This is a genomic window from Pseudactinotalea sp. Z1739, assembly GCF_049725055.1.
In the GTDB taxonomy this organism is placed as follows: domain Bacteria; phylum Actinomycetota; class Actinomycetes; order Actinomycetales; family Beutenbergiaceae; genus CALKWS01.
On record NZ_JBMPQA010000003.1, the window covers coordinates 133809 to 153416 of the forward strand.

16 protein-coding genes, 1 tRNA gene, 1 other RNA gene and 1 pseudogene are annotated in these 19608 nt (G+C 70.2%); 10 read left to right on the forward strand and 9 right to left on the reverse strand.

Annotated elements, in window-relative coordinates:
* Positions 1 to 198: 198 nt before the first annotated feature.
* The gene (locus tag ACO0LV_RS04975) at positions 199 to 957 is read right to left on the reverse strand and encodes a TetR/AcrR family transcriptional regulator (RefSeq protein ID WP_424786768.1); all 759 of its coding nucleotides are present in this window, start codon (positions 955 to 957) and stop codon (positions 199 to 201) included.
* Positions 958 to 1073: 116 nt separating this feature from the next.
* Here ACO0LV_RS04975 and ACO0LV_RS04980 point away from each other — a divergent pair, with 116 nt between their 5' ends.
* The 4 genes from ACO0LV_RS04980 to ACO0LV_RS04995 all read left to right on the forward strand — a co-directional run bounded on the left by ACO0LV_RS04980 (position 1074) and on the right by ACO0LV_RS04995 (position 5605).
* Positions 1074 to 2099: an ATP-binding cassette domain-containing protein gene (locus ACO0LV_RS04980; protein WP_424786769.1), complete on the forward strand. Its 1026-nt coding sequence runs from the start codon at positions 1074 to 1076 to the stop codon at positions 2097 to 2099.
* Positions 2096 to 2890, forward strand: a complete 795-nt coding sequence (locus tag ACO0LV_RS04985) for an ABC transporter permease (RefSeq protein ID WP_424786770.1) — start codon at positions 2096 to 2098, stop codon at positions 2888 to 2890. Before ACO0LV_RS04980 ends, ACO0LV_RS04985 begins: the two co-directional genes overlap by 4 nt.
* 86 nt (positions 2891 to 2976) lie before the next feature.
* Positions 2977 to 3750 carry a copper resistance CopC family protein gene (locus ACO0LV_RS04990; RefSeq protein ID WP_424786771.1) on the forward strand — a complete coding sequence of 258 codons (774 nt, stop codon included), beginning with the start codon at positions 2977 to 2979 and terminating at the stop codon, positions 3748 to 3750.
* Complete coding sequence (locus ACO0LV_RS04995; RefSeq protein WP_424786772.1) at positions 3671 to 5605, forward strand: alpha/beta hydrolase family protein; 1935 nt, start codon at positions 3671 to 3673, stop codon at positions 5603 to 5605. Before ACO0LV_RS04990 ends, ACO0LV_RS04995 begins: the two co-directional genes overlap by 80 nt.
* Positions 5606 to 5774: 169 nt before the next feature.
* Here the strand turns inward: ACO0LV_RS04995 and ACO0LV_RS05000 are convergent, their stop codons facing one another.
* The 3 genes from ACO0LV_RS05000 to ACO0LV_RS05010 are packed head-to-tail and all read right to left on the reverse strand — an operon-like array spanning position 5775 to position 9094.
* Complete coding sequence (locus tag ACO0LV_RS05000; protein ID WP_424786773.1) at positions 5775 to 6737, reverse strand: diacylglycerol/lipid kinase family protein; 963 nt, start codon at positions 6735 to 6737, stop codon at positions 5775 to 5777.
* A gap of 54 nt (positions 6738 to 6791) precedes the next feature.
* A complete protein-coding gene (locus ACO0LV_RS05005; protein ID WP_424786774.1) occupies positions 6792 to 7820 on the reverse strand; it encodes an aspartate-semialdehyde dehydrogenase in 1029 nt (342 codons plus the stop codon).
* Positions 7820 to 9094 (reverse strand): aspartate kinase, encoded by a 1275-nt coding sequence (locus ACO0LV_RS05010; RefSeq protein ID WP_424786775.1) that lies wholly within the window; start codon positions 9092 to 9094, stop codon positions 7820 to 7822. Before ACO0LV_RS05010 ends, ACO0LV_RS05005 begins: the two co-directional genes overlap by 1 nt.
* A 617-nt stretch (positions 9095 to 9711) precedes the next feature.
* On the opposite strand from ACO0LV_RS05010, the pseudogene ectA reads away from it, so the two are divergent.
* From ectA to ACO0LV_RS05035, 5 genes and pseudogenes are all read left to right on the forward strand, one after another.
* Positions 9712 to 10191 (forward strand): annotated as a pseudogene (ectA, locus tag ACO0LV_RS05015) (diaminobutyrate acetyltransferase); the annotation flags it as partial.
* A gap of 45 nt (positions 10192 to 10236) precedes the next feature.
* Entirely contained in the window at positions 10237 to 11523 is a 1287-nt protein-coding gene (gene ectB, locus ACO0LV_RS05020; RefSeq protein WP_424786994.1) for a diaminobutyrate--2-oxoglutarate transaminase, read from the forward strand.
* Positions 11520 to 11924, forward strand: coding sequence for an ectoine synthase (locus ACO0LV_RS05025; protein WP_424786776.1), 405 nt, complete (start codon positions 11520 to 11522; stop codon positions 11922 to 11924). The genes ectB and ACO0LV_RS05025 overlap by 4 nt, the downstream gene beginning before the upstream one ends.
* Positions 11925 to 12058: 134 nt before the next feature.
* On the forward strand, positions 12059 to 13030 hold the full coding sequence (locus ACO0LV_RS05030) for an ABC transporter ATP-binding protein (protein ID WP_424786777.1): 972 nt from the start codon (positions 12059 to 12061) through the stop codon (positions 13028 to 13030).
* Positions 13027 to 14169 (forward strand): ABC transporter permease, encoded by a 1143-nt coding sequence (locus ACO0LV_RS05035; protein ID WP_424786778.1) that lies wholly within the window; start codon positions 13027 to 13029, stop codon positions 14167 to 14169. Before ACO0LV_RS05030 ends, ACO0LV_RS05035 begins: the two co-directional genes overlap by 4 nt.
* A 99-nt stretch (positions 14170 to 14268) precedes the next feature.
* On the opposite strand, the gene ACO0LV_RS05040 is transcribed toward ACO0LV_RS05035, so the two are convergent.
* The 5 genes from ACO0LV_RS05040 to ffs all read right to left on the reverse strand — a co-directional run bounded on the left by ACO0LV_RS05040 (position 14269) and on the right by ffs (position 19084).
* The gene (locus tag ACO0LV_RS05040; RefSeq protein ID WP_424786779.1) at positions 14269 to 14895 is read right to left on the reverse strand and encodes a DUF5063 domain-containing protein; all 627 of its coding nucleotides are present in this window, start codon (positions 14893 to 14895) and stop codon (positions 14269 to 14271) included.
* 118 nt (positions 14896 to 15013) lie between these two features.
* Positions 15014 to 15577, reverse strand: a complete 564-nt coding sequence (locus ACO0LV_RS05045; RefSeq protein ID WP_424786780.1) for a phosphotransferase-like protein — start codon at positions 15575 to 15577, stop codon at positions 15014 to 15016.
* On the reverse strand, positions 15574 to 16179 hold the full coding sequence (recR, locus tag ACO0LV_RS05050) for a recombination mediator RecR (RefSeq protein WP_424786781.1): 606 nt from the start codon (positions 16177 to 16179) through the stop codon (positions 15574 to 15576). The genes ACO0LV_RS05045 and recR overlap by 4 nt, the downstream gene beginning before the upstream one ends.
* On the reverse strand, positions 16179 to 18926 hold the full coding sequence (locus ACO0LV_RS05055) for a DNA polymerase III subunit gamma and tau (RefSeq protein ID WP_424786782.1): 2748 nt from the start codon (positions 18924 to 18926) through the stop codon (positions 16179 to 16181). The genes recR and ACO0LV_RS05055 overlap by 1 nt, the downstream gene beginning before the upstream one ends.
* Before the next feature lie 61 nt (positions 18927 to 18987).
* An RNA gene (ffs, locus tag ACO0LV_RS05060) (signal recognition particle sRNA small type) lies at positions 18988 to 19084 on the reverse strand.
* Between the two features lie 159 nt (positions 19085 to 19243).
* On the opposite strand from ffs, the gene ACO0LV_RS05065 reads away from it, so the two are divergent.
* Positions 19244 to 19331, forward strand: a tRNA-Ser gene (locus ACO0LV_RS05065).
* Positions 19332 to 19608: the final 277 nt, after the last annotated feature.

Here is a 19608-nt window from a genome sequence, read left to right on the forward strand (position 1 = left end):
GCGGACTGCCCTGACCGGAGCGACCGCCTCATGAATGGCGAAAGGCGCGGACCCTGGGGGTCCACGCCTTGTGTCGGCTCCGGTTGCGCGTCAGTTCGTCAACGCGCCGGCCGGGGCCGACACGCTAAACCAATACTGGGTCGCACAACGCATGTGCCCAGCCTACACCCGTACCGATGGGGCGGTGCGGGCCGGGGCCTACTCGGTGGCGGCGGCGTCCAAGCGCTCGATGCCGGCGATCATCCAGTCCAGGCCCATGGAGTACTCCACGTCGACGTCCTGCGACTCCCCCGAGTCGGGTCTGGCGACGTACTCCCCTGCCCGGGTCATCGGGCCCAGGGTGGGCAGGCGCTCATCGGTGATGACTTCGCTGAGCAGGGCCAGGCCCTCGGCATCCAGGGTGAGATCTTCTGCCGAGGTCAGTTCCTGCTCCAGCCGGACGAACCCAGCCACCATCAGGCTGAGGTTCAGCACCACGGCGATCTTCTGCTCCATCGTGATCCGCACCGTCGACAGCACCGCGAGCGCCCGGTCGGCGACCTCCATCGAGTTGGGCATCAGCAACGCGATCGCGTTACGCGGGATCTCCAGCAGCCAGGGCCGGGCCCGGTAGATGTCGCGCAGGTGTGCGGCCCACTGCCGCAGGCCCTCCTGCCAGCCCTCCGCGGGCGGCCACGTGCCGGACTTGGGCAGTTGCACGGCGGCATCCTGCATGAGCGTCAGCAGTTCGTCCTTGCTGGAGACGTACCGGTACAGCGACATCGTGGTGAACCCCAGCGACTGCGCCACCCGCTGCATCGTCACCGCAGCCAGTCCGTCGGTATCGGCGATCTCGATCGCCGCGCTCACAATCCGCTCATGGCTCAGCGCGCGACTCGGCCCGCGCTGGGGCGCCTCGAGCATCCCCCAGGCGATGGCCACCACTCGCGGGATGCCGTGCTCGGTCGTGTCCTTCATGCCACCTCACTGCGCTGGGTCCGATCGCCCAATGGTGGCACGTGCCGGCGGTGCCCGTGAGCCCGGCTCCGAAACTGACTGTGTACGTCATCCACTGCATGTGTCATACTCTGTGTATGTCACACGCAATGCAGACGCAAGTAACGTCATCCGCACCGGCCATCGATGTCACCGGACTGCGCAAGGCCTACGGCACCCACACCGTCCTGGACGGTCTGGACCTGCGGGTCGACGAGCGCATCCACGCCCTGCTCGGCCCCAACGGTGCCGGCAAGACCACGTTGATCAACATCCTGTCCACCCTCGTCCCGCCCGACGCCGGCGACGTCCGCATCCTGGGCCGGGTCCTGCCCCGGGACCGGCGGACGGTGCAGCGCATGATCAGCCTGACCGGTCAGTTCGCCGCCGTGGACGAACTCCTCTCCGGCACCGAGAACATGGTGATGATGGGCAGGCTCATGGGTCTGCCCCGCGCAGCCGCACGCGCCCGCGGAGCCGATCTGCTGCGCCAGTTCGACCTGACCGAGGCGGCGAGTAAGCCGGTGAGCACCTACTCCGGAGGGATGCGGCGTCGTCTCGACCTGGCCATCAGCATGATCTGCGCCCCGGCGGTGCTGTTCCTGGACGAACCCACAACCGGCCTGGACACGCGCAGCCGGCAGGGTCTGTGGGATCAGATCCGCGCCCTCGCCGAGGCGGGGACCACCGTGTTCCTCACCACGCAATACCTGGAGGAGGCCGACGTGCTCGCCGAGCGGATCTCGGTGCTGGACCGGGGCACGATCGTGGCCCAGGGAACCCCGGAGGAACTGAAGTCCGGAGTGGGTGGCACGGTTCTGCAACTGCGCGACGACGAGGGGCACCTGACCAGCGAGTTCCCCACCGACGGCTCGGCCGGCCACGTCGCCCACGTCCTGGCCGATCTGGCCAGGAGCCAGCCCGAGGCCAGGGTGTCCCTACGCCGCCCCACGATGGACGAGGCGTTCCTGCACCTGACCGGCACCCGGCCGGCACCCGCACCGGGTGTCGAGACGGACCCGGCCGACCCCGACGCCTCCGACCCGACGCCAGCCGATCCGGTCCCGGCAGGCCCCCACACGGCGGGCGATACCCCCACCCGACTCCAAGGAGCACAGCGATGACCACGTTTCCCCTGACCACCGGCTCCGGCGTCCTGCGCGCCTCCAGCATCTTCGTGGGGCGCAGCATGCGCCACAGCATGCGGGACGTGGAGTCCCTGCTGATGGCGGTGATCCTGCCGGTGATGATGCTGCTGCTGTTCACCTTCGTCTTCGGCGGTGCGATGGACGTCGGCGCAGGAGCACGCACCGATTACCTCACCTACGTGGTGCCCGGCATCATCCTGACCTGTGCGGGGTTCGGCGCCGCCGGAACCGGGGTCTCGGTGAGCCAGGACATGACCACCGGCACCATGAACCGGCTGCGTACCATGCCGATCCCCAGCGCCACCGTGCTGGCCGGCCACACCCTGGCCTCACTGGCACGGAACCTCGTCAGCACCGCGCTCGTGGTCGTGGTCGCGGTGGCGGTGGGCTTCCGCCCCGGAGCGGGCATCCTCGGCTGGGTCGTCGCCACCGGCAGCGTGGCGCTCTGGATCCTGGCTATCACCGCGCTGTTCGCCATGCTCGGGCTGATTGCCGAGTCCCCCCAGGCGGCGAGCGGGTACGGGTTCATCCTGCTGTTCCTGCCCTATGCCTCCAGCGCCTTCGCGCCGATCGAGACGATGCCGGCTTGGATGCAGCCCTTCGCCACCCACCAACCGGTGACCCCGGTCATCGAGACCATCCGCACGGCGCTGGCCGGCGGCTCGGTGGGCTCTGAGGCGCTCGTGGCCCTGGCCTGGAGCGTGGGCGTCATCGCGGTGGCGGTCGCACTGACCGCCTGGTTCTTCCCGCGCCGAGTCGCGCGCTGAGGCGCCCCCGCAGCGCCCCGGCGGCGGGGCCTGCCCACCGCGCGGGACCGGGGCAGGGCCGCCCGGGCCGAACTAGGCTGGGCGGCATGAGTAGTGCCTTCGTCCTCGCGCCCGCCCATCCACCGCACCCTGTCTCTGCACACGGGTGGGTGCGCCTGGTCCGCGGCCTCGGCATCGCGGTCGTCGGAGCCCTCGTCCTGGCCGCCGCCCTGGTCTGGTCGAGCCCGGCCCACGCCCATGCCGAACTGATCGGGTCAGACCCTGCCGACGGCGCCGAACTGAACGAGGCGCCCGATGAGATCGTGCTGACCTTCAACGAGCCCCTCGAGCAGATCGGAGCCGAGGTACTCATCACCGACGCCGACGGAAGCGAGGTCCAGGACGGTGACCCGCGCATCAACGGCCCGACGCTGACCCACGACCTCACCGAGGACCGGCCGGCCGGGGAGTACACCGCGCAGTGGCGGGTGGTCTCCGCCGATGGGCACCCGGTCTCCGGGGCGTTCACCTTCACCGCTGCCGAGGCCACCGGCCCCGAAGCCGGGAGCGAGCCCGATGCCGGCGACGCGGCGCAGGATGCCACCGAGGACGACGAGGCCCGAACCAGCGAGGGCGCGGGTGACACCGACACCGGGGATGAGGCTGCCGGCGCCGATGCTGCCGGCGCGGATGCCCAGAACCCCGCAGATGAGGTCGCCGAGACCGAAGCCCAGCCGCTGCTCCCCTGGGGGTTGATCTTCGCCCTGGCTGGTATCGGCATGGTGCTGGCCCTGGTGGTGCGTGCGCGCCGCCAGCTCCGGGACCGCGAGGAAGCCGGACCCCGGGCGATCGATCCGGCGGATTCCGATCCGCACACCTGATCCCGCCGGCCTGTACCCGCCCCCGCGCTGGGAGCAGCGCTTCCGGGCCGGGCGCGTCTTCCTGCCCGAGTGGGCCTCCCTGGCCCCGGAGCGGGCGGTACTGATCGCCAGTTCCGGGGGCGCATTGCAGGTGCACTCCTTCGAGTCCGACACCGGGCGGCTGGTCCGGGCCACCGACCGTCCCGGCGGCACCACCCGCGCCACGATCGACCCCACCGGGCAGTGGATCTGGTGGTTCGACGACACCGACGGCAACGAGTTCGGCACATGGCGGCGCCAACCCTTCGGCTCGACCCCGCCCCGCTACTCCTTCGGCTCCACCCTGCATCGCCACGAGAGCGCCATCGACCTCGCCCCCGCCTACGACGCCGGGCTCGTGCTGGGCGCCGACGGCACCGCGATCGTGGGACGCTCCGATCCGCGATACGGCACCCAGGTCCACCAGGTGCTGGTGGGCGCAGCCGGTTACGGGGCCACGGCGCCGGTGCCGCTGTACGCCCACGCCCAGGACGCCCGGGTGGCCGCACTGAGCCGGGACGGGAACCTGGTGGCGATCAGCCACTCCGAACGGGGGGACGCCCTGCACCCGGCGATCAGGGTGGTGCGCGGGGACACCGGCACCGTGGTGGCCGACCTCGACGACGGTGCGGGCCTGGGCCTGTGGGCGCAATCGTTCGCGCCGGTTGCCGGGGACCACCGGCTCCTGGTCCGCCACGAGCGCACCGGCAGCCCGGCGCTGCTCATCTGGGATGTGGTCAATTCGCTGCAGCGACCGGTGGACCTGGGCCTGCCGGGCGACGTGGCGGGCGCCTCGTGGGCCCCCGACGCCCGCTCGCTCCTGGTGAGTGTGGACCACCGTGCCCGCACCCTGCTGTACCGTTACCGGCTCTCCGACGGCCGCACCCACGCCGTCGGGCCCGGGTCGGGCACGGTCACCGCCGCCACGCCACGCCCGGACGAGGACGCCTGGGCACACTGGTCCTCAGCGGCCGAGCCCCCGGCGGTCACGGCGACCAGCACCGGTGCCGAACTTCTGCACGTGGGCACCCGGGCGCCGTCGTCGGTCCCGGTGACCGACGTCTGGGCGGAGGGACCGGGCGGGGCCGTGCACGCGCTGCTGCGCCGCCCGCCCGGGGTCAGCGAACCCCACCCGGTGGTCGTGCGCCTGCACGGGGGCCCGCACGCTCACGACACCGACGCCTTCGACGCGGAGGCCGCGGCGTGGGTCGATCACGGCCTGGCCGTGCTCAACGTGAACTTCCGCGGCTCCACCGGATACGGCAACACCTGGCGCGAGGGGCTGGGCGCCGACGCCGGGTTCGCCGAACTCGCCGACGTGGCTGCCGTGCACCAGACACTGATCGATGACGGCGTGCTGGACCCGGGAAGGTCGGTGCTGTCCGGCAAGGGCTGGGGCGGGTACCTGACCCTGCTGGGTCTGGGCACCCAGCCCGAACGATGGGCGGCCGCCATCGCCGTGGCGCCGGTGGCCGACACCGTCGAGGCTTACCGCAGCGAGTCCGCGGCGCGCCAGGCGTGGGACCGGTCCATGTTCGGCGGGACGCCGGAGCAAGTGCCGCAGGCCTACCGCAAGGCCTCCCCGATCACGTACGTGGACCAGGTGCGCGCGCCGGTGCTGATCGTGGCCTCCCGCAACGACACCCGCGGGCCGATCGGCCAGATCGAGGGATACGTCCAGGCGCTGCGCACCGCGGGCGGTCACGTCTCGACCAGCGTGGACAATCTCGGGCACGGCACCCATGTGGACACCGACCGGATCGCGCAGATGCGCATCCAACTGGCCTTCGTCCATGAGCATCTGAGCACGCCCGCCACCGCAGATTCCCAGCAATAATCACGCCTTCATCGGAATTGTGCTCTTCGTCGGCACATTGATCTTCGGCTTCATCCGGAACCACGCTCGGCGGACCAAAACCTGATCTCGCGGTGCCGCGCAGTCGCGGCGACACTATCAAGCATTGGCGCCTCGCCTAGGCGTGCTGCCCTCGCACCAGTGGTGGACGTCAACGACCGGTACAGATGCGCAGTGCCCCGGGTCGCACGCTGATCCGCACCCTCGTGACCAGCCCGAAACTGTCCCCGTCTAACTCGATGACGTGCGGGACCTCGAAGGACCCGGTGAACCCCTGACCCTGGGCATAGGCCAGCGCCCGCAGATCCGGGGCACGCAGCAGCATGCTGCGGCCGAACCGGGAGCGGTGCGCGACCCCCTGGATGGTCAGGCGAGCACCGATCCTGGCCCAGCCGAACCGACCCTTCGGTCGCAACATCACCACATCGAGGAGCCCGTCGTCGACCTTGGCGGCCGGAATCAGGAGCATATTGCCCGTCAGCGTGCCGCAATTGCCCACGATCACAGTATGCGCGCGGGCCGAGCGGGAGGGGCCATCATCAATGCGATACTCCAACCGGAACAGCCGGTGGGCGATCACCGACCGCGCAATCGGTCGCACATAGGCGAGCCACCCGAGCCGCTGCTTGGCCAGGACGGTGGTCTGCTGCGCCATCTGCGCGTCGAGTCCGATGCCCGCCATCACCAGGAACCTGTGCGTGCGACGAGCCTCCGACTGGTCCTGGAGTTCGGCGACGGCGACATCGACTTCCCGCGTCCGGCACGCGAACGCGATGGCCACGGACCTCTTGACGTCGTTCAGGGGCAGGCCGAGGTTGCGGGCGAGCAGATTCGCGGTCCCAAACGGCAGCAACGCTACTGGTGTCCCGCCGTCACCGACAACCTCGGCCACCGTGCGCACGGTGCCGTCGCCACCTGCCACGATCAGCACATCCGGGTTGTCCGCAAGCGCCTGCTCGGCTGCATGCCGTCCGGTGTCGGTCCCGCTCGTCTCGAACCAGTGGGAGGGATCCCATCCATGTTCGTGCTCCTGCGCGCTCACGGCGTGCCGGACCCGGTCGAGCGGGACCTTGACCGGGTGATACACCACCGCTGCGCGCCTGATCTGTACCACCCCGTGAGCCTAGCGACCCACAAGTGCGCGGCAGCAGCTCAGCGCCGCTCGTCGCTACGCGAGCAACTCCGCGATCTGGATGGTGTTCAGGGCCGCACCCTTGCGCAGGTTGTCACCGGACACGAAGAGCGCGAGCCCGCGCCCGTCCGGAACGCCCGGGTCGGTGCGGATCCGCCCGACGAGGCTGTCATCGCCCCCAGCCGCATCCAGCGGGGTGGGCACCTCCTGCAACCGGACGCCCGGGGCTCCGGAGAGCACCTGACGGGCACGCTCGGGGCTGATCGGGCGCTCGAACTCGGCGTTGATGGACAACGAGTGCCCGGTGAATACCGGCACCCGCACGCAGGTTCCGGACACCAGCAGATCCGGAAGGCCCAGGATCTTGCGGGACTCGTTGCGCAGTTTCTGGTCCTCATCGGTCTCACCGGAGCCGTCATCGACCAGGGAACCGGCCAGGGGCAGCACGTTGAACGCGATCGGCGCGGTGTAGGTGGCCGGCTCCGGCAGGTTCAACGCGTGCCCGTCATGGGTGAGGGCGGCCAGATCCTGCTCCGCCGCGGCCCGCGCCTGGGTCTGCAGTTCGTCCACGCCCGCGAGCCCGGATCCGGAGACCGCCTGGTAGGTCGAGACGATCAGGCGTTGCAGCCCCGCCTCGGAGTGCAGCACCTTGAGCACCGGCATCGCGGCCATGGTGGTGCAGTTGGGGTTGGCCACGATGCCCTTGGGGATGTGGCGCAGGGCCTCGGGGTTGACCTCGGAGACCACCAGGGGGACGTCGGGGTCGGACCGGAAGGCCGAGGAGTTGTCCACCACGACCGCGCCGGCCTCGGCGAACCGGGGAGCCAGGGTCCTGGAGGTACCCGAACCGGCCGAGAACAGCGCGATGTCCACGCCCTCGACGTCGGCTGTGGTGCTGTCCTCCACCACGATCTGCTCATCGCCCCACGGCAGGGTGGTGCCGGCCGAACGCGGAGAGGCCAGGAAGCGGACCCGATCAGCCGGGAAGTTGCGCTCCGCCAGCAGGGTGCGCATGACTTCACCGACCTGCCCGGTGGCTCCCACGATCGCCAGGTTGACACCCATCAGCGTCCCGTCCCTCCGTAGACCACGGCCTCGACCTCATCGGCGTCCAGGTCGAACGCCTCGTGCACAGCGCGGACCGCCTTGTCCAGGTCCCGCCGCCGGGTCACCACCGAGATCCGGATCTCCGAGGTGGAGATCATCTCGATGTTGATGCCGGCATCGCGGATGGCACCGAACAACTTCGCGGCCACCCCGGGGTGGGATCGCATCCCGGCGCCGACGAGTGAGAGTTTGCCCACGCCGTTGTCGAAGACCACGTCGTGGTAGCCGATCTCGTCCCGGCAGGCGCGCAACGCGTTCGCGGCGGATTCGGCGTGCTCGGTGGTGAGGGTGAAGGAGATGTCGGTGACGCCGCTGCCCTTGGTGGTGGGGACGTTCTGCACGATCATGTCCAGGTTGATGCCGGCCGCGGCGACCACCTCGAACACTCGGGCGGCCGAACCGGGGATGTCGGGTACGTCGATGACGGTCACCTTCGCCTGGGACCTGTCGTGTGCGACGCCGGAGATCAGGGGGTCTTCCATGCTTCCTTCTTCGGGTTCTTCATCGGTGACCAGGGTGCCGGAGTTCTCCGAGAACGAACTGCGGACGTGCAGGGTGACGCCGTAGCGGCGAGCGTACTCGACGGCTCGCAGGTGCAGGATCTTGGCGCCGTGGGCTGCCATCTCCAGTGTTTCCTCGGTGGAGATGCGTTCGATCCGCCGGGCCGTGGGCACGATCCGGGGATCGGCAGTGAACATGCCGTCGACGTCGGTGTAGATCTCGCACACCTCGGCCTGCAGCGCGGCTGCCAGTGCCACCGCGGTGGTGTCCGAACCGCCCCGGCCCAGCGTGGTGACGTCGTTGGTGGTCTGGGTGACGCCCTGGAACCCGGCCACGATCGCGACCGAGCCGCCGTCGACGCTGGCCTGGATCCGTTTCGGGGTGACCTCGGCGATCCGGGCGTTGCCGTGCGCGGTGTCGGTGATGACCCCGGCCTGTTGTCCGGTGAAGGCCTGGGCATTGACGCCCAGTTCGGAGATCGCCATCGCCAGCAGCGCCATCGAGATGCGTTCCCCGGCGGTCAGCAGGATGTCCATCTCCCGGGCCGGGGGGTTGGGACTGATCTGCCTGGCCAGGTCCAGCAGTTCATCGGTCGTGTCACCCATCGCGGAGACGACGACGACGACCTCGTGACCAGCACGTTTGGTGTCGACGACCCGTTTGGCGACACGGGCGATACTGGCGGCGTCGGACACCGACGATCCGCCGAACTTCTGGACGATGAGGGTCACAGGAACTCCGCTGGGGATCAATGTTTGGTGAACAGCGCTACGGGTGATGCGTACCGGGTGCGTATCAACTGAAGGGCATCGCGAGCGTGTGCTGCTCGGAACCGGCCGGCGGGGATGGACGCACGCGCCACGTACCCGTCCGGGCCCCCGGCCGGGACAACCCGCCCTCGACCGACGTGCCCGACCATGCTCGCATCACAAGCGCACCAGATACCCAATCACACTTTCAGTCCGGAGCTACCACTTGATAATACTCCCGCCGCACACTCGCCGGTTCCGCCGGCACACACCGGCATCCGGGCGGGAAGCGCGACGAAGCCGCGGATTCTCAACCCTTCCGGCGCAGGTTCAGCTGCGCCGCACCACCGAGGTCCCGGGTCGGAGACCTTGTGACGTGTCTAACGATCTCACCGCCGGGCCCCGGGGCCGACGTGATTCGTCTCACCATCCGGACGAGATTTCGATTGATTGACCCGCCATTGATCCACCCCGAGCTTCGGTTGCGCTATCAACGATTACCCCGAATCCGCTCGGCGGCGATCCGCCCCACCTGGGCCCGGATCAGCCCCGGGCACCGGTTTAGATCCGGGCGCAACCTCGCTACGGTGAATGGCGGTATGACTACTTCCACAACGACCTCGCCCACTACTGCCCAGATTACTTTTCGAAACCCAGCCGTTGAGGACGGCGCCACCATGTGGCGCCTGGCGCGCGATTCCGGATCCCTCGATCTGAACACCTCCTACGCCTACCTGTTGTTCGCCAGGGACTTCGCGCAGACCTGTCGCATCGTCGAGGTTGACGGTGAACCTGCCGGCTTCGTACTCGGCTACCGCCGTCAGTCCGAGCCCGGGACCCTGTTCGTATGGCAGATCGCCGTCGCCGCCGAGCACCGCGGTCGCCAACTGGGTCTGCGTCTGCTTGACGACGTGGCGACCGAGGCCACCTACGTCGAGGCGACCATCACGGCGGACAACACCGCCTCACAGCGGTTGTTCACCAGGTTCGCCCGCTCCCGCGGCACCGAACTGAACCGCCGCGAGATGTTCACCACCGAAGACTTCCCCGACGGCCACGAGGCCGAGGGGTTGGTGCGCATCGGCCCGATGCGCACGAACGCCAATGAAACGGAGACCCGTCCTATGAGCACTGTCGAACTGGAATCCCAGGTTCGCAGTTACTCCCGGTCCTGGCCCACCTCGTTCGATCGCGCCTCCGGCGCGACGATCCACGACGTCGACGGCCGGGCCTATCTTGACTTCTTCGCCGGCGCCGGGGCCCTGAACTACGGCCACAACCACCCGCACCTGAAGGAAACGCTGCTGGACTACTTCACCAGCGACCGGGTGGTGCACTCCCTGGACATGTTCACCCCGGCACGGGACGACTTCCTGGCCACCTTCCACAACGAGATCCTCAAGCCCCGCGATCTCGACTACAAGATGGTGTTCCCCGGACCGGGCGGTGCCAACGCCGTCGAGGCCGCACTGAAGTTGGCGCGCAAGGTCACCGGCCGGGAGTCGGTGGTGAACTTCACCAACGCCTTCCACGGCATGACGCTCGGGGCACTGTCGGTGACCGGAAACGCGATGAAGCGTGGCGGAGCGGGCCTGCCCCTGGTACATGCCACCCCGATGCCCTACGACGACTACTTCAACGGGGACGTCCCGGACTTCATCTACCTCGAGAAGTTGCTCGGCGATGGTGGCGGGGGCCTGAACGAGCCCGCCGCGGTGATCGTGGAGACCGTCCAGGGTGAGGGTGGGCTCAACACGGCCCGCGCCGAGTGGCTGCGCAACTTGTCCGAGTTGTGCAAGAAGCACGGCGTGCTGCTCATCGTCGATGACATCCAGATGGGGGTGGGACGCACCGGCTCGTTCTTCAGCTTCGAAGAGGCCGGCATCGTCCCGGACATCGTCACACTGTCCAAGTCCCTCTCCGGGTACGGCCTGCCGATGGCCGTCACCCTGATCCGTCCGGACCTGGACATCTGGTCACCGGGTGAGCACAACGGCACCTTCCGTGGCATCGGCCCGGCCTTCGCTACCGCTGCTGAGTCCATTCGTCACTTCTGGCGGGATGAGTCGTTGAAGCAGCAGACCGTCGCCCGCGGCCTGCAGGTCGAGTCCCGGTTCAACCGCATCGTGGCTCAGTACGAGGAGCACCAGTTGGTGGCCAAGGGCCGCGGCATGGCCCGGGGACTGCAGTTCGCCAACGGTGAGCTCGCCGACCAGGTCACCACGACAGCATTCGAGCGTGGCCTGCTCGCCGAGACCTCCGGCCCGGAGGGTGAGGTGCTGAAGTTGCTGCCGCCGCTGACCATGACCAAGGATGAGTTCGAGCGCGGCATGACCATCCTCGAGGAGTCCATCGACGACGTCCTCGCCGCCAACCCGGCCGACAAGATTGAGGAGCTCGCCACATCATGATCGTCCGCCACCTGGATGACATCTCCGACACCGACGCCGACATCACGACCGAGAACTGGCGCTCGCGCCGGATCGTGCTGGCCAAGGACCACGTCGGGTTCTCCCTCCACGAGACCGTCCTGAAGCCCGGAACGGTGAACGAGTTCTGGTACGCCAACCACATCGAGGCGGTCTTCATCACCGAGGGCGAGGGCGCCATCACCGACGTCGCCACCGGCGAGGTGCATGAACTGCGGCCCGGGTCGATGTACCTGCTCGACCAGCACGACAAGCACGTCCTGCGCCCGCGCACCCAGATGCGCACCGTGTGCGTGTTCAATCCGCCGGTGACCGGCCGGGAAGTGCACGACGAGAACGGCGTCTACCCGCTGATCAAGGAAGACCCGCTGCAGCCGGCCTGAGCGCTCTGCACATCCAGTGGCACGATCCCCGCGAGGCGGGGGTTGTGCCACTGTCGTTCCTGCGCACGAAACCTTCACTCATCCGGCGCCACCGGCTACTGCGAAGCGGGGCCGCACGGGCCTAGATTGTGCTCATGGCAACAACCGCCGATGCCGTGCCGCCCGTCACGCCGTCGGCGACCCCACCGGCGATCTGGGCCCGGGGCCTGTCCCGGGCCTTCGGTGACGTGCGAGCCGTGGACGGCGTGGACCTGGATGTGCGGCGGGGCAGCGTCACCGCGCTGATCGGCCCGAACGGGTCGGGCAAGACCACGTTGCTGCTCATGCTCGCCGGGCTGCTCGCCCCGGACACCGGTGAGGTGCTGGTGGCCGGCGCGGACCCGACGCGCTCGGCGCAGGCCCGGTCACGGATCGGGTGGATGCCCGATGCCTTCGGCACCTGGGAATCCCTGAGCGCCACCGAGATCCTCACCACGATGGGTGCTGCCTACCGGCTCAACCCTGCCCTGAGCCGCCGTCGTGCCGCCGAGTTGCTGGCGACCGTGCACCTGAGTGAGTTCGCCGATGCGCCTGCCCAGGTGCTCTCCAGGGGGCAGAAACAGCGCCTGGGGATGGCCCGGGCGCTGGTGAACCGGCCGCAGGTGCTGTTGCTGGACGAACCGGCCTCGGGTCTGGACCCGCGCTCACGGATCGACATGCGGACGCTGCTGCGCTCCCTGGCGCAGGCGGGCACCACCGTGCTGATCTCCTCCCACGTGTTGGCCGAACTGGACGAGATGGTCGACGACGCGGTGTTCCTGGCGCGCGGTGCCACGGTCTCCTCGGCCGGGTTGCTCGCCGCTACCAACGCACGACGGCGCTGGCGGCTGCACAGTCTGGATGCGACCGCACTCACCGTCTGGGCCGACCGTGCCCAGGTCAGGCTGATCCCGGACACCGACGCACCTGCAGGGGCCGCCACCGTCCTGGTGGAACTGCCCGATGAACGGGCTGCGGCACGGTTGCTCGCCGACGCGGTGGGCGCAGGAGTGCCGATCAGCACGCTGACGCCGGTGGGCGGGTTGCTGGAGCAGGCCTACCTCACGTTGGACGCGGACCGGCGATGACCACCGGGATCCCCACCTCCCAGCACCCGGGCGGCGCCGACCCGGGTGGCCCGGAGCACCCGTTCGGTCCCGCCCCGGTCGAACCTGCCGAGCAGCGGGCGCGCGCGGTGAGCTGGCAGGGTGTCCGCACCGTCCTGGTGCTGGAGTTGCGCCAGCGAGTGCGCTCGACCCGGTGGAAGGTGGCCCTGGTGGCCTTCTTCGTCCTGGTGGGGGTGGTCTCCATCCTGTTGCACCAGGCCCTGACCACCGTGGGCGGGGCGCCCGGGAGCCGTTTCGTCTACGAGTTGATCCTGATGTTCGTGCTCGGCCTGGGGCTGCTGGTCACGCCGACCTTGTCCTCCACCGCCATCAACGGGGACCGTCAGGCCGGCACGTTGGCGATCATGCAGATCACCAAACTGAGCCCGGTCGATCTGGCGCTGGGGAAGCTACTGGCCGGGTGGTTCGCCGCGCTGTCCTTCCTGGCGGTCTCGATGCCGTTCCTGATCTGGTCCTGGGTCCTGTCCCGCACCGGTATCGGACGCCTGGCCCTGGCCCTGGTGGTGCTGGCGTTGCTGCTGGTGGTGGTGTGCGCGGTCAGTCTGGGGTTCTCCGCACTGACGAACCGTCCGGCCGGGTCCACGGTGTTGTCCTATCTGACGGTGGGCACCCTGAGCATCCTCTGTCTGGTGCTGTTCGGGCTGACGTTCCCGTTGATCACCCAGGAGCGGGAGGTGCAGGTGTACACCGTGCCCTTCGCCCAGGCCGAGGATGCCCGGTGCCGCTGGGAGACCCACCTGCAATCAGTCTCCGACACCGACCGCACCTGGTGGCTGCTGGCGGTGAACCCGTTCGTGATCCTCGCTGACTCAGCCGCGCCGTCGATCGACCCCGCCGACAGGCACTCCTCCGAGGGGCCCCTGGGTGCGATCCGGGGCGCGGTGCAACTGGCCCGCGAGGGGCCGAGCGCGCAGGTGGATCAGTGCTGGAGCGGCAACTACGGTCCGGACGCACCCGAACCACCGGCGCTGTCCCAGACGCCCCACTGGCCCTGGGGGCTGGGTCTGCACCTGCTGCTGGGGGCCGGTGGCCTGACCCTCGCCATCCGCCGGCTCGCGGTGCCCTACCGGACCCTGTCCCGGGGAGCGCGAGTCGCCTGACCGCACGGTCCCATGGCGTGGCCGACGACGGCGCACGCGGGCTTCGCGCGACGGGTTCGGTGCCGGCGCGGGTCGCAGCGTGGGCGGGCAGGCGCCGGGTCAGTCACCCGATGCGGGGGTGCCCCGGGACGGCCGGCCGTCCGCGGGCACCTCGCCGGGCGTGGCGTGCAGGGCGCGGAACTCGGCGTCGGCGGCAACCTCGTCGTCAACGTCCAGGCGCAGGTGCGCGATCAGGCTGATCAGGACCCGGGTGGCGCTGGTGGCTCGTTCACCCCAGACCGAGAGGTAGGAGAACTGCCACCACCACAGCGCCTCGTCGGGGTGTCCGGCACGGTGGTGCTGCAGCCCGGTGGACAGCGCGGTGGCGATGTCGGCCAGGTCGTCGCTGAGCCGGGCGGTACCGGTGTCGGCGCTGATGAGCGGGTCGATCACCTCGGAGTAGGCATCCAACCCGTCGAGCACGTTCGCCAGGGAGACCCGCAGCGGCTCACTGTCGACCTCGGGGCCGTCGTCGGGCTCGAACCGGTGGGCCGGGACGACGTCGGTGATGGCGCCCAGCCGCGCGCCGGCGGTGACCAGATCCGAGACCGCGAGCAGCAGCAGCGGGATCGCCACGTCCGGGCTGGACCCGGAGGCCACCTCCTTGGTGGTGCTGAGGAACTGCTCGGCGACCGCTGCGGTCGCCGTACCCAGCACGCGCAGGTCCGCATCGAGGCTCGCTTCCATCGGTTACCCACCTCCGGTCTCGTTGGTGTGCCCCCACCGTAGGCAATCGACGTGGGTTGCGGCTATCTTCCCGGCTGCGGCACGCCGATCGGCCCGGCTTCCCGCGGGGCCGGCACGTTCAGTACCGCGAACCGGCCATCCCGTCGGCGAGGATCGCCTCAACGCTCTGCGAGGGGTCGAGGGCGCTGGTGTCCAGCCACAGCCCGCGCCGCGGGCCCTGCTCCAGGAACTCCTGCAGCGTGCGCACCCCCTCTGCTGGCGACCCGCTGCCGTGGTCCCAGTCCCGGTAGGAGTCCCCGCCCCTCCCCCGCTCGCGCGCCAGCACAACCTCCGGGCCGGGGTTCAGCACCACCAGGTGTCGTTCAGCGGAGGCGATCCGCTCCATCCAGGCGGTCACATCCTCCCCGAGGACCACGTCGGCGATGACGACGTGGAATCCGGACGCGGCATAGTGGTTGGCGACCAGGGCCGAAGCCTCGTACCGCAGCCGTAGTTGGCGCACGGCCTCCGGGTCGGGGTCGGGGCCCATCCGGGCGTGCCCGGCTCGAACCGCGGAGTAGAAGACATCACCATCCAGCGCCATCGACGGCGGGCCGAGGTGGTCGGCCAGCACCGGCGCGAGGGTGGACTTGCCGGCGGCCTGGACCCCGGTGATCAGGACCACCTTGGGGCGGCGGCTCATGCGTCGACGGCCCGGCGGCCCTCGAACGCCCGGCCCAGGGTGACCTCGTCGGCGTACTCCAGGTCCCCGCCCACCGGCAGGCCGGAGGCGAGCCGGGAGATGGTCAGGCCCATCGGTCGCAGCATCCGCACCAGGTAGGTCGCGGTGGCCTCCCCCTCCACGTTGGGGTCGGTGGCGATGATGATCTCGGTGATCTCATCATCGCCCAGCCGGGTCAGCAGTTCGCGGATGCGCAGATCGTCCGGACCCACCCCGTCGATCGGGTTGATGGCCCCACCGAGCACGTGGTAGCGCCCGCGGAACTCCCGGGTCCGTTCGATCGCCACGACGTCCTTGGCCTCCTCGACCACACACAGCAGCGCGCCGTCGCGACGTGGGTCACGGCAGATGCGGCACTGCTCCTCCTCGGCCACGTTGCCGCACACCTCACAGAACCGGACCCGCGCCTTGACCTCGGTCAGGGCGGTGGCCAGGCGCTGGACGTCCTCGGGATCGGCGCCGAGAACGTAGAAGGCGATCCGCTGGGCGCTCTTGGGCCCCACCCCGGGCAGTCGGCCCAGTTCATCGATCAGGTCCTGGACGGCGCCGTCATAGGCCACCATCACCGCACCTGCCCGGGATCGTCGATCTCCTCATCGATCACGGTTCCGCCCAACAGACGCGCCACCAACGGCGCGCCCACCACCTCGGTGGTCTCCAGGGCCGGATCGTCATCGGAGTGCTCATCGGCTTCGTCCCCGAGGCGCTGCACGGGTGCGGGCGCATCTGGGTTGCGCGGTGGCTCGGCTACCAGGGCGGCTTCCTGCGCCTGGGTGGCGATCGCCCGGTAGCCGGAGGTGCCGTGGTCCGGTGCGTCCGGGGCCGAGGAGGGGTGCGAGTGGTCGGGTGTGGCATCGGAACCAGGTGAGGCCGGCGCGACCGGACCGGCCGTCTCATCCGGGATCGCGCCCGCGCGGGGCGGCACGTCATGGTCCGGCGCACCCGTAGTGCCGGATTCGCTGCCGGAGCCGGTGGGGTCGCTCGCCGCTGCGGACCAGTTCTGCGGTGGCCTCCGTACCGGGACATCGGCCCAGCCATCGCCGTCGATTCCCGGCGTGGCATCGCTCGCCGGAGCCTCGCGCGGACCCTTGACCTCAGCGGAGGTCGTGCCCGCCGACCGGGCCGCGCCCGTGGCACTCGGTCCGGTCCGGCCGGCACCGTGCGGCCGGTCCGATGAGTGGCCGTCACCGGCTTCCGGGCCCGCAGGCTCCGCACCGCCACTGACCGCACCGAGACTGCGAGGCGCGGGCTGCTCGGCTCGCGCCGCCTGTTCCGGCTGCGCGGGTCGCTCCGGCTGCGGGGCCTGCCCCGGTCCCGCGGTCTGCCCCGGTCCCGCGGTCTGCCCCGGTCCCGCGGTCTGCCCCGGTCCCGCGGTCTGCCCCGGTCCCGCGGTCTGGGCCGCTGGCCCGGCTGCCGACTGACGACCCGATGCCGGCCGGGAGGTCTGCTCGCGCGGGGCACTCGGGGCGGACGCGGTGGGATCGGCGGCCGGGGTCCCGGGACCGGATTGCGTCGGCGCCGGCCGGTGCGCAGCGGCGCCACCACCGCCCGCGGAACCGTCGTTCAGGACCGGCTCGATCCGAACCTCCACCCCCAGGGTCTCCCGTAGCGCCTGCGCCACCATGTCGCCGTGCGGGCCGGACCGGAACGCGGTGGCCAGGCCCGAGGTGGAAAAGCCCAGCGACAACGTGGTCGGGGATAGATCCATCACCTGGGCATCCTGGGAGACCAGCGCCCACGAGGTCCGCTTGAGCCGGGCCAGGGTGTCCAGCACCTCGGGCCAACGACGACGAACCTGATCCGTCGTCATCGCGCCTCCGGCCTGCTCGCCTGCCTGGGTTTTCTCGTCTGGCGGGGTCTGCGCGGCTGCGGGTGCTGCCGGTTCCTCTGGCGCCGCCGGTGCCTCCCGACTCGTTCCCGGCCGGTGAGGTCCCACGTCCGGCGCCGGTCCGGAGTCCGGTTCGGGTGCGGGCTCGGCCGGCCGGCCGGCCGGTTCGGGCTGGGCCGCCCGGGCCGCCTCCTGGGCTCGTACCGGAGCCGCAGCGGGCCGCTCGGTCGTTCCTCCGCTCGCGGGCACTTTCCGGGCCTGCGGCTGGGGGGCCGGCTCCGTCGTCGGGCGGGCAGTTGTCGGGCTGCTCGGCGCGGGCGCACCTGCGATCGCTGCTTCCAACCGGTCCAATCGTGCGGCGAAGCCGTCCACGCCGTCATCGGCAGCGGGAAGCAGCAGGCGTGCGCACAGCAACTCCAGCTGCAGGCGCGGGGACGTGGCGCCGGTCATCTCGGTCAGGCCATCGTTGACCAGGTCCGCGGCGCGGGACAGGGCTCCGGCGCCCATGTGCTGGGCCTGGGAGCGCATGCGCTCGAGTTGGTCGGCAGGGACGCTGCGCAGCACCGAGGCCGCCTCCTCGCCGGCGGCGCGGACCACGATCAGGTCCCGCAGCCGCTCGAGCAGGTCCTCCACGAACCGTCGAGGGGCGTGCCCGGACTCGATCACCCGGTCCACCACCCGGAACACGCTCAGCCCGTCACGCGCGGCCAGGGCCTCCACGGCATCGTCCAGGAGGGCGGCGTGGGTGAACCCGAGCAGCGCCACCGCCCGCTCATAGGTGAGTTCGGCATCCTTGGCCCCGGCGATGAGCTGGTCCAGCACCGACAGGGAGTCGCGCACCGACCCACCGCCGGCCCGCACCACAAGCGGGAGCACGCCGCCGGCCACGCTGATCCCTTCGGCTTGGGCCAGGGACTGCAGGTAGTCGGTGAGTTTCTCCGGGGCCACCAGACGGAACGGGTAGTGGTGGGTGCGGGAACGGATGGTGCCGATCACCTTGTCCGGTTCGGTGGTGGCGAACACGAACTTGATGTGCGGCGGGGGTTCCTCGACGAGTTTGAGCAGGGCGTTGAATCCCTGCGTGGTGACCATGTGCGCCTCATCGAGGATGAAGATCTTGTACCGGTCCCGGGCGGGGGCGAACGCGGCCCGCTCGCGCAGTTCCCGCGCGTCGTCCACGCCGTTGTGACTGGCGGCGTCGATCTCCACCACGTCCAGGCTTCCCGACCCGCCCCGGGCCAGTTCCACGCAACTGTCGCACTGCCCGCAGGGCTGGGCGGTGGGGCCCTGGGCGCAGTTGAGGCAACGTGCCAGGATCCGCGCCGACGTCGTCTTCCCGCAGCCACGCGGACCGGAGAAGAGGTAGGCGTGGGTGACCCGGTCCGCGGCCAGCGCGGCCATCAACGGCTCGGTGACGTGCTCCTGCCCGATCACGTCGGTGAACGTCTCGGGCCGGTAGCGGCGGTACAGGGCGGTGCTCACGCGCCTCACTCTAGGTGAGTGGGCTGACATCGGGCGAGCTCGCTGTGGATGTATCCGGGCAGCGAAGGACCCCCCGCGCACCCGCCAGAGCTCACCTGCCCTTGCTGCCTTCCGGCCCTGGGGGAGTTCAGCAAGATGACGCCACGCGAGGGGTCGCCTCCCAGTGTAACCGGGAGTCGGCGGTGGGTCGACGAGGTCGAGGAGCGACTCGGGGTCGGGCCCCTCCCAGCCGGCGACGGGCAACGAGGGTCGGCGATCTCACAGCATGCGGATTCGGCCCGCGCGCGCAGTTCCGGTATCCTCATGGGGCAGTTCCAGGAGGATTCGCATAGTGGCCTAGTGCGCACGCTTGGAAAGCGTGTTGGGTTAACGCCCTCGGGGGTTCGAATCCCCCATCCTCCGCCATGTGATGTCACCGCACATCACCCACGGCCCGGACCACACCTGGATCCGGGCCTCCCGCGTTCCGGGCCCCCTGCGATCCGAGCCCCCTGCGATCCGAGCCCACCCGGGCGGGTCCGCTGCGATCCGAGCCCCCTGCGATCCGAGCCCACCCGGGCGGGTCCGCTGCGATCCGAGCCCCCTGCGATCCGAGCCCACCCGGGCGGGTCCGCGCCCCACCCGGATGAACCGCCAGAACCATCCAATTGGAGAGTTGCGGCGCCCCAGGCGTGCCGAACGG